A 14,883-nucleotide genomic window follows, 5' to 3' on the forward strand; every position below is an offset into this window, starting at 1 on the left:
GGGTCGGTCAGAGTGCGTCGGCGCCGTGATTGCGCAGGGACTGGGCGTACTGCTGCAGCACCCAGACCTCGTTCTGCGCGGCCGCCAGGTGATCCGGGGCGACATTGCTGCCCAGGCGGGTGAGGCTGCCCTGGACGTCGTTGATCCGGCGGTCCACGGCGCGCAGCCGGACCTTGACCAGATGCTCGCCCGCGTAGGCCTCGTCGATGGACTTGCCGTGGAAGACCTCGACGGCGAGCTCGGTGACCAGCTTGCGCACGGTGTCGTTGGGGGCGGCGTCGAGGACGCCGACCAGATACTCACGGTTGTCGTCGAGGCCCTGTTCGGCGCCGCCCGCCTCCGCGATGCACTGGCGCACCGCGGCGTACGGCGGGGCGGTGAACTCGTCGATCCCATAGGCGTCGAAGGCCGGGGAGACCAGGGCGGGCTTCTGCAGGGCGAGCTTGAGGAGCTCCCGCTCGGTGCGGTGGGCGGGGCTGCGGAGGTTGAGCGCGGGGCCCGAGGGGCCGGTGGGGGCCTGGACCTGCTGGTGCGGGGGGCCGCCGCGGGAGGGTGCGGGTGCGGGACCCCGGTCGCCGCGCTCGCGAGCCCAGCGGGCGAGCTGGGCGACGCGCTTGACGACGAACTGGGTGTCGAGAATGCCGAGCATCCCGGCCAGCTGGACGGCTACCTCGTGCTGGGAGGAGCTGTTCTTGATCCGGGCGACGACGGGCGCGGCCTCGTCGAGCGCGGCGCCGCGGCCCGCCGGGGTCTCCAGGTCGTACCGCCCGACGATCTGGCGGAGCGCGAACTCGAAGAGCGGAGTGCGGGGTTCGACCAGGTCGCGGACGGCCTCGTCGCCTTTGACGAGGCGCAGATCGCACGGGTCCATGTTGTCCGGGGCGATCGCGATGTACGTCTCCGCGGCGAACTTCTGGTCGTCCTCGAAGGCGCGCAGGGCGGCCTTCTGACCGGCCGCGTCACCGTCGAACGTGAAGATCACGCGGGCGCTGCCGTTGTCCATCAGGAGCCTGCGGAGGATCTTGATGTGGTCGCCGCCGAACGCCGTGCCGCAGGTGGCGATGGCGGTGGTGATCCCTGCGAGGTGGCAGGCCATGACGTCGGTGTAGCCCTCGACGACGACGGCCCGGCTGGACTTCGCGATGTCCTTCTTCGCGAGGTCGATCCCGTACAGCACCTGCGACTTCTTGTAGATCGCGGTCTCGGGGGTGTTGAGGTACTTGGGGCCGTTGTCGTCGTCGCGGAGCTTGCGCGCGCCGAAGCCGACGACCTCGCCCGACGTGTCGCTGATCGGCCACATCAGCCGACCGCGGAAGCGGTCGATGGGACCGCGGCGGCCGTCCTGGGAGAGGCCGGAGGTGATCAGCTCCCGGTCGCTGAACCCCTTGCCGCGGAGGTAGCGGGTGAGGTGGTCCCAGCCGGCCGGGCTGTAGCCGACGCCGAAGTGGGCGGCGGCCGCCTGGTCGAAGCCGCGCTCGGCGAGGAACTTCCGGCCGATCTCCGCCTCGGGGCCGGCCAGCTGCTCGACGTAGAACTGGGCGGCGATCTTGTGCGCCTCGACCAGCCGGATACGCTCGCCACGCTGGTGGGAGGGGTTGTAACCGCCCTCCTCGTACCGCAGGGTGATGCCCGCCTTGGCGGCGAGGCGCTCGACCGTCTCGGAGAAGGAGAGATGGTCGATCTTCATCACGAAGGCGATCGTGTCGCCGCCCTCCTGGCAGCCGAAGCAGTGGAAGAGACCCTTGCTCGGGCTGACCTGGAAGGAGGGGGACTTCTCGTCGTGGAACGGGCAGAGCCCCTTGAGGTTGCCTCCGCCCGCGTTCCTCAGCTGCAGGTACTCGGAAACGACGGCGTCGATCGGGACCGCGTCCCGGACCGCCTTCACATCGTCGTCATTGATCCTGCCTGCCACGGGTGAAGTCTACGGGTGAGCTCGGACATGACGGGTCCGTGGTCGGTGTCGCGGGCGCCGGGCGGGATCACGATCACACCCGCCCGGCGCGGAACAGAAGCTTCCGCAGAGGGCTCAGACCAGGGACTCCAGCGGTACCGACGGGTCGGCGAGCGCGTCCGGGTCGACCGGCCGGCCGGCCTTGATCAACTCCTGCACGGTCTCGGTGACGTCCCACACATTGACGTTCATCCCGGCCAGCACCCTGCGGTCCTTCAGCCAGAACGCGATGAACTCCCGCTTGCCCGCGTCCCCGCGGATCACGACCTGGTCGTACGAGCCCGGCGGCGCCCAGCCCGAGTATTCGAGCCCCAGGTCGTACTGGTCGGAGAAGAAATACGGCACCCGGTCGTAGCTGACGTCCTGGCCGAGCATGGCGCGGGCCGCGGCCGGGCCGCTGTTCAGCGCGTTCGCCCAGTGCTCCACGCGCAGCCGGGTGCCGAGCATCGGGTGCTGCGCATTGGCGACGTCCCCGGCCGCGTAGATGTGCGGGTCGGAGGTGCGCAGCGAGGCGTCGACGGCGATGCCGCCGCCGTCGCTGCGGGCCGCGATGTCGAGACCGGCGGCCTCGGCGAGGGCGGCGCGCGGGGCGGCGCCGATCGCGGCGAGCACATCGTGGGCGGGGTGTTCCTCGCCGTCGTCGGTACGGGCGGCGAGGACCATCCCGTCCTGGCCGATGATCTCGGTGAGCTTGCGGCCGAAATGGAAGCGGACGCCGTGGTCGCTGTGGAGCTCGGTGAAGATCTGGCCGAGTTCCGGGCCGATGACCCGGAGCAGCGGGGTCGCCTCGGGTTCGACGATGGTGACCTCCGCGCCGTAGCCGCGGGCCGCCGCCGCGACCTCCAGGCCGATCCAACCTGCTCCGGCGATCACCAGATGGCCGTTGTCGCGGCCGAGCGCGGACAGCACATTCTTCAGCCGGTCGGCGTGCGCGAGGCGGCGCAGATGGTGGACGCCCGCCAGGTCCGTACCGGGAATGTCGAGGCGGCGCGGTTCGGCGCCGGTGGCGAGCAGCAGCTTGTCGTAGTGGATGACCGTGCCGTCTCCGAGCTCCACGGAGCGGGCGTCGCGGTCGAGGGCGGTGACGGGCGTGCCGAGGTGCAGCTCCACATCGGCGCCCGCGTACCAGGCCGTCTCGTGGACGAATACGCTCTCGCGTGCCTCCTTGCCGGCCAGATAGCCCTTGGAGAGGGGAGGCCGTTCGTACGGATGGTCACGCTCATCGCCGACCAGGATCACCCGGCCGCTGAACCCCTCCGCCCGGAGTGTCTCTGCCGCCTTCGCTCCTGCCAGTCCTCCGCCGACGATGACGAACGTGCGATGTGCGTCGACCACTTGTTGCCTCCTCGGTGCTTGCTGCGCGGCGCCAACTGCGAGCGTCCCGCACGCAGCGTGATGGCGAAAGAGGGTGTACCCCGATCAGGTCACACCCAGTGGCCACAGGCCAGTCTGCCGACCGGGGCCGGCACCACGCAGAGCGGGGTCCCCCGGACGGAGCCGGCGACACCTGGATACGGCGCCGGAGCGGGCCGGTGGCACGGGGTGTGCTGTGAGACGGCTGGTTTCACGGCGGCCCGGCTCCCCTGCGCAGTGCGGAATGTGCTCCCAGCACATCACCTGCGGCATTGCTGTGCGTCATCGCCGCGCCCCACTCCCGCAGGACATGCCCGAGGCACGGCAGCGGGGCGGGCGTGCTCCGGCGCAGGGAAAGCAGGGCCGGCTCTCACGCCTCCCGCGACCACCGTCCCCGCGAGGTGAGCGAGGTGTTCAGGGAGCGGGCCGACGCATCGGTGAGGGCGGCGATCTGGTCGACCAGGACCCGCTTGCGCGCGCGGTCGTCGGGCGCGTGCTCGTACAGCGCGCGGAACTGCGGTTCCAGGCCCTCCGGGGCGCGCGCGGTCAGCGCCGCCGCCAGTTCGGCGATGATGATCCGCTGGTCGGCGCGGATCGCCTCCTGTTCGGCGCGCTGCATCACATAGCGGTCGGCCACCGCCTTCAGGACCGCGCATTCGCTGCGCGCCTCGCGGGGGACGACGAGTTCGGCGGCGTACCGTCCGAGGCGGCCGTGGCCGTACGCCTGTCGGGTGGCGGTCTCGGCCGCGAGGCAGAACCTGCCGATCAGCTGGCTCGTCGCATCCTTCAGGCGGGCCTGGGCGACGGCCGATCCGTCGTAGCTGTGCGGCCACCACTCCTGGGCCATGAGCCGGTCGAGGGCGTCGGCCAGCTCCTGCGGGTCGGTGTCGGCCGGGACGTACCGTCCGATCGCGACGTCCCAGATCTCGCGGCGCTCCGGCTCGGCGAAGAGGCAGTTGGGGTCGATGTGACCGGCGTGCAGCCCGTCCTCGAAGTCGTGCACCGAGTACGCGACGTCGTCGGACCAGTCCATCACCTGGGCCTCGAAGCACTTGCGGTGCCCCGGGGCGCCCTGGCGGGCCCAGCGGAAGACCGGCTGGTCGTCCTCGTAGACCCCGAATTTCGGCGAGCCGGGGTCGGTGGGGTGGGCGCCGCGCGGCCACGGGTACTTGGTGGCGGCGTCGAGCGCGGCCCGGGTCAGGTTGAGCCCGACACTGACCAGCCCACCGGTCCGCACATCGCGCACGAACCGCTTCGGTTCGAGTCGGGTCAGCAGCCGCAGCGACTGGGCGTTGCCCTCGAAGCCTCCGCAGTCCGAGGCGAAGTCGTTGAGCGCCTGCTCGCCGTTGTGCCCGAACGGCGGGTGCCCCATGTCGTGCGCCAGGCACGCCGTCTCGACCAGGTCGGGGTCACAGCCGAGTGCGGCTCCGAGCTCCCGGCCGACCTGGGCACACTCCAGGGAGTGGGTGAGTCTGGTCCGGGGGCTGGCGTCCCAGGCGAGGCTGCGGGTGCCGGGCGTGACGACCTGGGTCTTCCCGGCGAGTCTGCGCAGCGCGGCGGAGTGCAGCACGCGGGCGCGGTCCCGCTGGAAGGCGGTGCGACCGGGCCGTTTGTCGGGCTCGGTGTCCCAGCGCTCGGCGTCGGCAGCACCGTAGGGCGCGGTGCCGTGGTCCTGTGTGCCCTGCGTACCGTCCATGGTTCCGACAGTAATCGGCCGGACCGGCAAGACGGCTCAGGCGGACGCCAGGAGAGCGCCGTTCACCGCGGATTCATGCGCCTCATGTGCGCCGGAACGTGCCTGGCCGGCCAACGCCCGGTCGTACCGGTGCAGGATCAGCCGCGCCATCGCGGGGTGCGCGCCGAGCGGAGCCGCAGCGATCCCGGGGGCGGCAGCGGCGGCGGCTGTCGCGAAACGTCCGGGCGCGGTGAAGTACGAGGCGACGGCGATCCGGTGCCTGCCGCGGGCGGCGAGGGCGCGCGTCGCGGCGGAGATCGTGGGGTCGGCGGCGGAGGCGTACGCGGGGACGACGGGCACGCCGCCGAGCCGCTCGCTGAGCATCCTGGCGGTGCGGCGGGTGTCGGCGGCCGAGTCGGGGTCGCGCGAACCGGCGGCGGCGAGAACCACGGCGGAGCTGCCGCTCACGGTCTCCTCGGTCGGCCAGCCCGCTTCCAGGAGCCTTCCGTAGAGGGCCTCGACGAGCAGGGGGTGCGGGCCGAGCGGCGCGGCGATCGTGGTCCGAAGGGCGGGTGCGGCGGCGACCGCTGCCGGTATGTCGTGCTTGACGTGGTGGCCGCGGCCGAGCAACAGCGGTACGAGTACGGCGTCGCCGGACCCCAGACCGGTGAGCGTCGACGGCAGGAGCGGTTCGTTCAGCTCGATGTGCCCGAGCCTGACGTCCAGACCGGGACGCAGTTCCCGTACCCGGTCCAGCAGCTTCACGACCGTGCGCAGCGCCTGCGGGTCCCGGCTGCCGTGGGCGACGGCGACAAGGGCGGGGGCGATGGTGGCGCCCGGTGCGGGCCGAATGGTGCGGTGCATGGGTGGCCTGCGCGTTCCGTTCAGGGAGACATGGCTGAGCTGGGTGCCGAGCTGGGCGGTGATGCGGGTCAACAGTTGCGCTGTGCTGTCGAGAGGCAGGAACTCACGGGGTTGTGCCGATGCCGACTCCGTCATGGACCGATGGTGCAGGACGGAGGTTGCCGGGTCGTTGCGCAGGGGTGACGGGTCTTTACCGCGGGCTCACGGAGCGGCCGACGGCCCGAAGAGGCCCTCCAGGACGTGCGCGACCCCGTCCTCCTCGTTGGACACCGTGTGCGCGGGGACGGCGGCGAGCACGGCCGGGTGGGCGTTGCCCATGGCGTAGCCGATGCCCGCCCAGTCGAGGACGGTCAGGTCGTTGGGCATGTCACCGAAGGCGATGACCTCCGCGGCGTCGATCCCGCGCCCGGCGCAGAGCTCGGCGAGGGTGCCCGCCTTGGTGACTCCGGACGCGCTGATCTCCAGGAGTCCGCGTCCGCCTGAGTGGGTGAACTGCACCTCACGGCCCGCCGCGCCCGCTCCTTCACGGGCGGCGGCCAGCAGGGTGTCCGCGTCGAGCCGGGCGGACCAGGCGAGGAGTTTGGTGACGGGCACGTCGGTGAGCCACAGGTCGGCGAGGGACGGTACGGGCAGTTCGGCGTCGATGTCCTCGGAGAGCCGCAGCCGGTACGCCGGTTCGTACAGCACCTGGTTGCCGGTCTCCAGGGCGAATCCCACCTCGGGCACGGCGGCGGCGACCGCCGTGGCCACGCGCCGGGCGACGGCGACGGACAGGGCGCGGGAGGAGACGACCGTACGCGTCCCGATGTCGTAGACGAGCGCGCCGTTGCTGCATACCGCCGTCCCCGCCAGCCCGGTCGCGGCGGCGAGCCGGTCGACGAACCTGGGTGGTCTGGCGGTGACGAGGACGACCTCCGCACCGGCGTTCTCGGCCGTGCGCAGGGCGCGGAGGGTGCGGGGTGAGAGGGTCCCGTCGCCCCGCAGGAGAGTGCCGTCGAGGTCGGAGGCGATCATCCGGGGAAGCAGCATCGGACGATGCTACTGGGCTGGATCCGGGCGTGGCGGGCGTGCGGCACGCTCCGCCACCGCATGCCACCAGCGCGGCGGCGAGGGCGAGTTGGGCTGTGACCAGGGCTGATCCGGGTGAAGGCCGAGCGGGACGAGAGCTGTTGCGCGGATGCGGACGGTGATCCAGCCGTGCCAGTGCCCGTCGGGTCCGGGGCCGCAGGCCAGGCTCCACCGGATGTCGTCGAGCGGGAACGGCATCCAGTCGATGCCCCGGTCACGCAGTCAGGCGCGGACGGCGGCCGCCGGGTGCGGGCGGCCCTTCACGTTCTCGTACGCGGCGATGGTCACCCAGTCGTCGGAGGGTATGCGGGCGCTCGGGAGGTTCATGGCTGCCATGATGCCCGACGCGTCGACGGGTCGTCAGTGGTTCACCAGGAGCGTGTCGACGGCTCGTCAGTGGTTCACCAGGAGCGTGTCGACGGCTCGTCGGCGAAGAAGTCCGCAGGGTGGAGAACCCCTGTGCCCTGATACTCGTCCGACCAGGTAGCGCACCGACACCGACAGGGGGCTCCGATGCCAGGGAAGCGGCCGCAACGGCTGGGGCGGCTGTGGCCGCGCACGCGGCGTGGGCAGCGCCGGGCCCTGCAGGGGGTCATGATCGCCTGTGTGCTGGGGCTGGCACCCGTCACGTGGATGCACTCCGTGGCCGACGCCCGTGTCCGGACGACCGCGGACGCCCCCGCGCAGCAGGTTGCCGTGGTGTTCGGGGCGGGGCTGTGGGACGGGAAGCCGTCGCCGTATCTCGCGAACCGGCTGCGGGCCGCCGCCGAACTGTACCGGGACGGCAAGGTGAAGGTCGTGCTCGTCACCGGGGACAACAGCCGGAAGGAGTACGACGAGCCGGACGCCATGCGGACGTTTCTCGTCGCGCTCGGGGTGCCGGACGAGCGGATCGTCAGCGACTTCGCCGGGTTCGACACCTGGGACTCCTGCGTGCGGGCCAAGAAGATCTTCGGTGTCGACCGGGCCGTGCTGGTGAGCCAGGGTTTCCATATCCGGCGGGCGATCGCGCTGTGCCGGGCCGCGGGGATCGATGCGTACGGCGTCGGGGTCGACGCCAAGCACGATGTGACCTGGTACTACGGCGGGTCGCGGGAGGTGTTCGCGGCGGGGAAGGCGGCGCTGGACGCGATGTTCAAGCCGGACCCGCACTTCCTGGGGCCGGAGGAGCCCGGGATCGAGGAGGCGCTGACGGCCCGGACACCCCCTGAGAGGTGAGACACCGGCCGACCTCACGGTCCCGGTGGAGGCGGGCTGAGGTGCACGTTCCGCCGACGTAACCGGTGGCGGTCGCCTCCGTAACACCCGGCTCGCACGCTGGGCCCATGGCCCGCACCGAGACTGCTCCCACCGCCACCCACTGCCCGTACTGCTCGCTGCAGTGCGGGATGAATCTGCGGCCGGCCGCCGGCGGTGCGGTGGCCGAGGTCCTGGAGCGTCCCGACTTCCCCGTCAACCGCGGTGCGCTGTGCGGCAAGGGCCGCACAGCGCCCGCCGTGCTCTCCTCACGAGTCCGGCTGACCGGACCGCTCGTACGCAATCCGGCCAGTGGCGAACTGGAACCCGCCGGGTGGGACGAGGCGTTGGCCCGGATCGCCGACCAGCTCGTCCGCGCCCGCGCGGCGCACGGGCCCGATGCCGTGGGGGTCTTCGGCGGCGGCGGTCTCACCAACGAGAAGGCGTACGCGCTCGGGAAGTTCGCCCGGGTCGTCCTGTCGACCTCTCAGATCGACTACAACGGGCGGTTCTGCATGTCGTCGGCGGCCGCCGCGCACCAGCGGGCCTTCGGCCTCGACCGTGGACTGCCGTTCCCCCTCGAGGACATCGCGCGCACGGGATGCGTGATCCTCGTCGGGTCGAACCTCGCCGAAACGATGCCGCCCGCGCTGCGCTATCTGACCGAACTACGGGAGAACGGCGGCCGATTGATCGTCATCGATCCGCGCCGGACCAGGACCGCCGAGCAGGCCGACCTGCACCTGGCGCCCCGGCCCGGCACGGATCTGGCGCTCGCACTCGGGATGCTGCATCTGATCGTGGCGCAGGGGCGGGTGGACGAGGAGTTCGTGCGGGAGCGCACCAGCGGCTGGGACGAGGCCAGGGCCGGTTCGATGGCCCACTGGCCGGAGCTGGTGGAGCGGCTGACCGGGGTGCCGGTTCCGCAGCTGCGGGAGGCGGTGGAGATGTTCTGCGCCGCGGAGAACGCGATGGTGCTGACCGCCCGCGGTCCCGAGCAACAGTCCAAGGGCACGGACACGGTCGGAGCCTGGATCAATCTCTGCCTGGCCACCGGCCGGGCGGGCCGGCCGCTGTCCGGATACGGCTGCCTGACCGGGCAGGGCAACGGTCAGGGCGGGCGCGAACACGGCCAGAAGGCCGACCAGTTGCCCGGTTACCGCAAGCTCACCGACCCGGCGGCGCGCCGCCATGTCGCGCAGGTGTGGGGGGTGGATCCGGACTCGCTGCCGGGGCCGGGACGCAGCGCGTACGAGCTCCTCGACGCGCTGGGGACGGACGTGCGGGCGCTGCTGGTGATGGGGTCCAACCCTGTGGTGTCCGCGCCCCACGCCGCACATGTGGAGGGGCGGCTGCGCTCGTTGGACTTCCTCGCGGTCGCGGATGTGGTGCTGTCGGAGACGGCGGCCATGGCCGATGTGGTGCTGCCGGTGACGCAGTGGGCCGAGGAGACGGGGACGACGACCAATCTGGAGGGACGGGTACTGCTGCGGCAGCGGGCGGTCACCGCACCGGAGGGCGTACGCACCGATCTGGAGGTGCTGAACGGGCTGGCCGCGCTCCTCGGGCACGGCCAGGGGTTCTCCGCCGATCCCGAGGAGGTCTTCGACGAGCTGCGGCGCGCCTCTGCGGGCGGGCCCGCCGACTACGCGGGGATCACGTACGCCAGGATCGCGGCGGAGGACGGGGTGTTCTGGCCGTGCCCGGACGAGGAGCACGCCGGTACGCCGCGGCTCTTCCTGGACCGGTTCGCCACGGACGACGGGCGGGCCCGGTTCGTTCCCGTGACGCACCGTCCGGCCGCCGAGGAGACGGACCGGGAGTATCCGGTGGTGCTGACGACCGGGCGGGTGGTGGCCCAGTACCAGTCGGGCGCGCAGACCCGGCGGGTCGATGAGCTCAACGCCGCCGCACCCGGTCCGTTCGTGGAGCTGCATCCGCGGCTCGCCGAGCGGATCGGGGTGGCCGAGGGCGATCCGGTGGCGGTCACCTCCCGGCGCGGGCGGGCGGTGGCGCCCGCGCGGATCACCGGGGCCATCCGGCAGGACACCGTCTTCATGCCGTTCCACTGGGCGGGTGAGGGCCGGGCCAACACACTGACGAACCCGGCGCTGGACCCGGTGTCGCGGATGCCGGAGTTCAAGGTGTGCGCGGTGCGGGTGGAGGCTGCCGGCGGGTGAGCCAGCTGCCTCCGGGGATGAGGGTGCCGTTGGAACGGAGGGAGCGGGCGACGGGAGCGGCGGCGAAGTAGACCCAGGCGCGGGCGGTTCCGGCGCCGGGCGGCTTCCCGGCCGGGAGGCGGACGTCTCGGGCGACCCTCTCGTACAGATTGCCCGGGTGACCGGGACCGACGTACTCCTCCAGCCGGTCGAGCTGTATGAGCAGCTCGGCGTAGCTCGCGGGCGCGGCGGTCACCATCGTGCCGCGCACGGTGCCGTGGCCCTCGATCGCGTACGGGTAGCCGGGGCCGTCGTAGAGAAGGGCGCCCGGCAGCAGCGCGGGCTGTTCCGCGATCGCCCGGCCGCGGAGGAACAGATCGTGGTTGGGTTCGCCGGGGAGCAGCGTTCCATAGACGAAGAAAGGCAGTTCGGGGGCGGTCCGCGGCATGGTCACAGGGCCGTGATCGGAGCTGTCTCCGACGACAGCCAGGCGAGGTAGCCGGCGCTTCCGCGTACCACCGGCATGGCGATGATCTCCGGGGTCTCGTAGTCGTGCGCCGCGCGGAGGTGCTCCTCCAGTTCGTCGTAGCGCTCGGCCGTCGTCTTGAACAGCACCTGCCACTCCTCGGTGGTCTCGATGGCGTCCTGCCACCGGTAGACGGAGGTGACAGGCGCGGAGATCTGCGCGCACGCGGCGAGCCGCGCCTCCACCGCGCCCTGGGCGAGGGCGTGGGCCTTCTCCTCACTGTCCGTGGTGGTCAGTACGGTCAGCCATGCCGGCGATGTCACCGTCGGTCTCCTCAACTCTTCTGCTCTTGCTCTTCGGCTCTTGTGTCCGCGACGTGTCCTTCTCGTCGATTGTCGGGGCGGTTCGATGCCGTGTCCTCCTCCCTCGTCTTTGGCTATGGACATGACATGTCATGAACCCTTAAATCTGATGGGAACTCAGAACCATCGCTCAGATCGCCCTCCGTCCCCACGCACTCCGAGGAGTCCGATGAGATCGATTCGGCATGCATCGCGCCTCACCCCGCTCGGCATGGCCGCGGCCGCCGCCACCCTGCTGGCCTCCGCCCTCACCGCGACCACCGGCGCCGCCGCGGCCGGTCACCCGTCCCCCAGCCGCGCCACCGCCGTCCGTCACGCCGAGGCCGCGATCACCGGGCACGCCACCGCCCTGGACCTCACAGGAGCCCAGGACACCGCGGTGCGCGATGTGGTCATCGACAACGACGGCAGTCAGCACGTGCGCTACGACCGCACCTATCGGCAACTCCCCGTACTGGGAGGCGACTTCATCGTCCATCTGGCGCCCGACGGTGCGTACCGGAGCACCGACCGGGCCGTGCGCGGGAATCTCTCGGTGCCGACCGTGACTCCGTCCCTCTCCGCACCGATGGCCGCGGACCTGGGTGCGGCCGCCCTGCGCTCCGCCCACCGCGGCCAGAAGCTCCGCAAGGTCGCCGCCAAGCCGCAGCTCGTCGTGGACGCCCTGCACGGCGCGCCCAAGCTGGCCTGGCGCACCGAGGCCGCGGGCAGGGACTCGCTGGGCAACCCCGTCGCCCGCGTCGTGCTCACCGATGCGCGCACGGGCCGGCAGATCGACGCCTGGGACAGCCTGGAGACGGTCGGCGGCGACGGCCAGTCCCTCTACGGCGGTACGGTCCCGCTGGAGACGACCCAGTCCGGGTCGACATACCAGCTCAAGGACGCGACGCGCGGCAACACGTACACCGGGGACGCGCAGAACAAGACCGACGGCTGCATCTTCTCCATCTGCTGGAGCCGGGCCCCTGCGGTTCTGTTCACCGATGCCGACAACCACTGGGGCAACGGCGCCGCCTCCGACCGCGCGTCCGCGGCGGTCGATGCCCAGTACGGCACGGACACGACCTGGGACTACTACAAGAACGTGCACGGCCGGAACGGCATCGCCGGTGACGGCAAGGGCTCGTACAACCGCGTCCACTACGGGAACAACTACAACAACGCCTTCTGGGACAACAGTTGCTTCTGCATGACGTACGGCGACGGCGACGGCTCCACCTTCGGGCCGCTGGTCGCGCTGGACGTGGCCGGGCACGAGATGTCGCACGGCGTGACGTCCAAGACCGCGAACCTCACCTACTCCGGTGAGCCGGGCGGTCTCAACGAGGCGACCTCCGACATCTTCGGCACGCTGGTCGAGTTCCACGCGAACAACGCGCAGGACCCGGGCGACTACCTGATCGGCGAGAAGATCGTGAAGTCCGGCTTCGGGAAGGCCGCCCTGCGGTTCATGGACCAGCCCTCCAAGGACGGCAAATCGGCGGACTGCTGGAGCTCCTCGGTCGGCAATCTGGATGTGCACTACTCGTCCGGTGTGGCCAACCACTTCGCGTATCTGCTGGCCGAGGGCAGCGGCCCGAAGACGATCGGCGGCGTCCAGCACAACGGCACCACGTGCAGCGGGGCGACGCTGAGCGGCATCGGCAAGGACAAGCTCGGCAAGATCTGGTACCGGGCGCTGACGGTCTACATGACGTCCTCCGCCAACTACGCCGCCGCCCGGACGGCGACGCTCAACGCGGCGAAGGACGTGTACGGGGCGGGCAGCGCGGAACAGAACGCGGTGGCCGCGGCCTGGTCCGCGGTCTCGGTCGGCTGACAGGGAGCAGGTCCCGGACGCACCAGTGCCGGGACCTGCGTCCAGCCGAGAAGCGATCAGCCTCCGTACGGGCGGACCGCCTTGGCGTCCCGCAGCGCACTCCCCCACCAGGTCAGCTGGTCGAGCAGCGTCTTCGCCGCCGCGTCGACGGCCACGGGGTCCTTGTGCCGGCCCTCGTCGTCAAAGAGAGCGCCCGCGTTGTGGAACGACACGGTGTCGCGGAGGGAGACGGCGTGCAGCTCGGCGAAGACCTGGCGAAGATGTTCGACGGCCCGCAGACCGCCCGACACTCCCCCGTACGAGACGAAGGCGACGGGCTTGGCCTGCCATTCGGCGTGATGCCAGTCGATGAGGTTCTTCAGCGGGGCGGGGTACGAGTGGTTGTACTCCGGCGTGACGACGACGAAGGCATCGGCGGCGGCCAACCGGAGGGAGACTCTCGCCAGTCGGGTCTGTACGTCCGGTCCCGGGCGGTAGGTGAGCGCGAACGGGAGATCGAGTTCGGCGACGTCGATCAGGTCGGTCTCGATGCCCGGGTGGCCTGCGGTACGGGAGAGGAACCAGTCGGCGACAATCGGGGCGAAGCGGCCCTCGCGATTGCTGGCGAGGATGACCGCGACCTTCAGGGGTGGTGTGGTGAGTTCCATGCGGCGAGACTCGTACGTCAACCAAGGATGAGGTCAAGCGCCGCCCCTCACCTCTCCGGCATACGGTGGAACACATGACGACCGCCGCGCCCCTGTACGTCGAGTTCAACGGACACCCCGCAACGGAGGCGGATCTCCGGATCCCCGCCTTCTCCAACTACGGCCACTTCACCGCCATGCAGGTCAGGGGCGGGAGGGTACGCGGCCTCGCCCTCCACCTGGCCCGGCTGGGCGCCGCCAACCGGGAACTCTTCGGCCACGGGCTCGACGGCGGCCGGGTGCGCGAGCTGATCCGGCACGCGCTGGACAGTGCCGGGGCACGGGACGCCTCGACCCGGGTGCACGCCTTCCTGCCGCCGGGCGACACAGTGACGACCGTCATGGTCACCGTGCGCGGACCGGCGCAGAAGTCCACCGAACCGCACAGCCTGATGTCCGTTCCGTATGTCCGTACCGTCCCGCACATCAAGCGCCCCGGCGAATTCGGCCAGACCTACTACGGGCAACTCGCCGCACGCTCCGGCTTCGACGAGGCACTGCTGATCGCACCGGACGGGACGGTGACGGAAGGGGCGATCACCAACATTGCTTTCTGGGACGGCACTTCTGTCGTCTGGCCCGACGCACCCGCACTGCTCGGCATCACCATGGCCCTGCTGGAACAGCAACTTCCGGGTGCCGGGCTGGAGTCCGTACGGCGTCCGGTGACGCTGGACGGGATCGGCGGCTACCGGTCGGCATTCCTCACCAACTCGCAGGGCATCGCGCCGATCCGGCGGATCGACGACACGGAGTTCGTGGTCGACGAGGAACTGATGAAGCGGGTGGGGCTGGCGTACGAGGCCGCGCCCTGGGACACCGTCTGAGACGGGAACACGGAGGCCGTGCGGATCCATATCGAGGGCTCGGACCTCCCCGGCCTCACCTGCGGGGCCGACAGCGACTTGCCCGGCGCCCGGAACGATCACGGCGTCTTCTCCATGTTCCGGCGGGCCACGTCGAGGTTCGACGACGTCGATCCGGCCGTACTCGAGGCCGCCGTGCGCTCCGGACACCTCACCGCACGCCTGCGCCTCTCCGACGCCAAGGGGCAGCCGATCTGCGCCCTCGTCCGGCCGCCGGTCGTCACCTGGTCCGCCGTCGCTCCCGAGTGACGGCACGGGACCGCCCCCATCGGAGCCAGGGGGGGGTGGGTCCGATGAGGGCGGCGGCCTGGGCCGGCGGGGGAAAGCCGTCCCGTGGGGGGTGTCATGCGTGTGCCCGGGACCGACGAGGCCATGCAT

General features: G+C 71.2%; 13 protein-coding genes. 5 read left to right on the plus strand and 8 right to left on the minus strand.

Features of this window, described 5'->3' with window-relative positions; all coding sequences use genetic code 11:
* Nucleotides 1-7: 7 nt before the first annotated feature.
* From dnaG to ACFU8W_RS10505, 5 genes are all read right to left on the minus strand, one after another.
* Nucleotides 8-1,912: a DNA primase gene (gene dnaG, locus ACFU8W_RS10485; protein ID WP_384034495.1), complete on the minus strand. Its 1,905-nt coding sequence runs from the start codon at nt 1,910-1,912 to the stop codon at nt 8-10.
* 114 nt (nt 1,913-2,026) lie between these two features.
* A complete protein-coding gene (locus ACFU8W_RS10490) occupies nt 2,027-3,286 on the minus strand; it encodes an NAD(P)/FAD-dependent oxidoreductase (protein ID WP_384034498.1) in 1,260 nt (419 codons plus the stop codon).
* Between the two features lie 388 nt (nt 3,287-3,674).
* On the minus strand, nt 3,675-5,000 hold the full coding sequence (locus ACFU8W_RS10495; RefSeq protein ID WP_345519464.1) for a deoxyguanosinetriphosphate triphosphohydrolase: 1,326 nt from the start codon (nt 4,998-5,000) through the stop codon (nt 3,675-3,677).
* A gap of 36 nt (nt 5,001-5,036) precedes the next feature.
* Nucleotides 5,037-5,978 (minus strand): sirohydrochlorin chelatase, encoded by a 942-nt coding sequence (locus ACFU8W_RS10500; protein WP_384034501.1) that lies wholly within the window; start codon nt 5,976-5,978, stop codon nt 5,037-5,039.
* A gap of 66 nt (nt 5,979-6,044) precedes the next feature.
* Nucleotides 6,045-6,857 (minus strand): HAD family hydrolase, encoded by an 813-nt coding sequence (locus tag ACFU8W_RS10505; protein ID WP_384035321.1) that lies wholly within the window; start codon nt 6,855-6,857, stop codon nt 6,045-6,047.
* A 567-nt stretch (nt 6,858-7,424) separates the two neighbouring features.
* On the opposite strand from ACFU8W_RS10505, the gene ACFU8W_RS10510 reads away from it, so the two are divergent.
* Together ACFU8W_RS10510 and ACFU8W_RS10515 are read left to right on the plus strand one after the other, a co-directional pair.
* Nucleotides 7,425-8,129 carry a vancomycin high temperature exclusion protein gene (locus tag ACFU8W_RS10510; RefSeq protein WP_384034504.1) on the plus strand — a complete coding sequence of 235 codons (705 nt, stop codon included), beginning with the start codon at nt 7,425-7,427 and terminating at the stop codon, nt 8,127-8,129.
* Between the two features lie 107 nt (nt 8,130-8,236).
* Nucleotides 8,237-10,327 carry a molybdopterin oxidoreductase family protein gene (locus ACFU8W_RS10515; protein ID WP_384034507.1) on the plus strand — a complete coding sequence of 697 codons (2,091 nt, stop codon included), beginning with the start codon at nt 8,237-8,239 and terminating at the stop codon, nt 10,325-10,327.
* On the opposite strand, the gene ACFU8W_RS10520 is transcribed toward ACFU8W_RS10515, so the two are convergent.
* Nucleotides 10,287-10,754: a gamma-glutamylcyclotransferase family protein gene (locus ACFU8W_RS10520; protein ID WP_345519635.1), complete on the minus strand. Its 468-nt coding sequence runs from the start codon at nt 10,752-10,754 to the stop codon at nt 10,287-10,289. The genes ACFU8W_RS10515 and ACFU8W_RS10520 overlap by 41 nt on opposite strands.
* A gap of 2 nt (nt 10,755-10,756) precedes the next feature.
* Nucleotides 10,757-11,095, minus strand: coding sequence for a divalent-cation tolerance protein CutA (gene cutA, locus ACFU8W_RS10525; RefSeq protein WP_345519456.1), 339 nt, complete (start codon nt 11,093-11,095; stop codon nt 10,757-10,759).
* A 208-nt stretch (nt 11,096-11,303) separates the two neighbouring features.
* On the opposite strand from cutA, the gene ACFU8W_RS10530 reads away from it, so the two are divergent.
* Nucleotides 11,304-12,953 (plus strand): M4 family metallopeptidase, encoded by a 1,650-nt coding sequence (locus ACFU8W_RS10530; RefSeq protein WP_384034511.1) that lies wholly within the window; start codon nt 11,304-11,306, stop codon nt 12,951-12,953.
* Nucleotides 12,954-13,009: 56 nt separating this feature from the next.
* Here ACFU8W_RS10530 and ACFU8W_RS10535 read toward each other — a convergent pair whose 3' ends face one another.
* Nucleotides 13,010-13,600: an NADPH-dependent FMN reductase gene (locus ACFU8W_RS10535; protein WP_384034514.1), complete on the minus strand. Its 591-nt coding sequence runs from the start codon at nt 13,598-13,600 to the stop codon at nt 13,010-13,012.
* Between the two features lie 74 nt (nt 13,601-13,674).
* Here ACFU8W_RS10535 and ACFU8W_RS10540 point away from each other — a divergent pair, with 74 nt between their 5' ends.
* Nucleotides 13,675-14,466 (plus strand): aminotransferase class IV family protein, encoded by a 792-nt coding sequence (locus tag ACFU8W_RS10540; RefSeq protein ID WP_384034517.1) that lies wholly within the window; start codon nt 13,675-13,677, stop codon nt 14,464-14,466.
* 18 nt (nt 14,467-14,484) lie between these two features.
* A complete protein-coding gene (locus ACFU8W_RS10545; protein ID WP_384034520.1) occupies nt 14,485-14,754 on the plus strand; it encodes a DUF5990 family protein in 270 nt (89 codons plus the stop codon).
* Nucleotides 14,755-14,883: the final 129 nt, after the last annotated feature.

Origin of the sequence: Streptomyces sp. NPDC057565, assembly GCF_042801455.1 — a bacterium.
Lineage (GTDB): Bacteria > Actinomycetota > Actinomycetes > Streptomycetales > Streptomycetaceae > Streptomyces > Streptomyces yanii.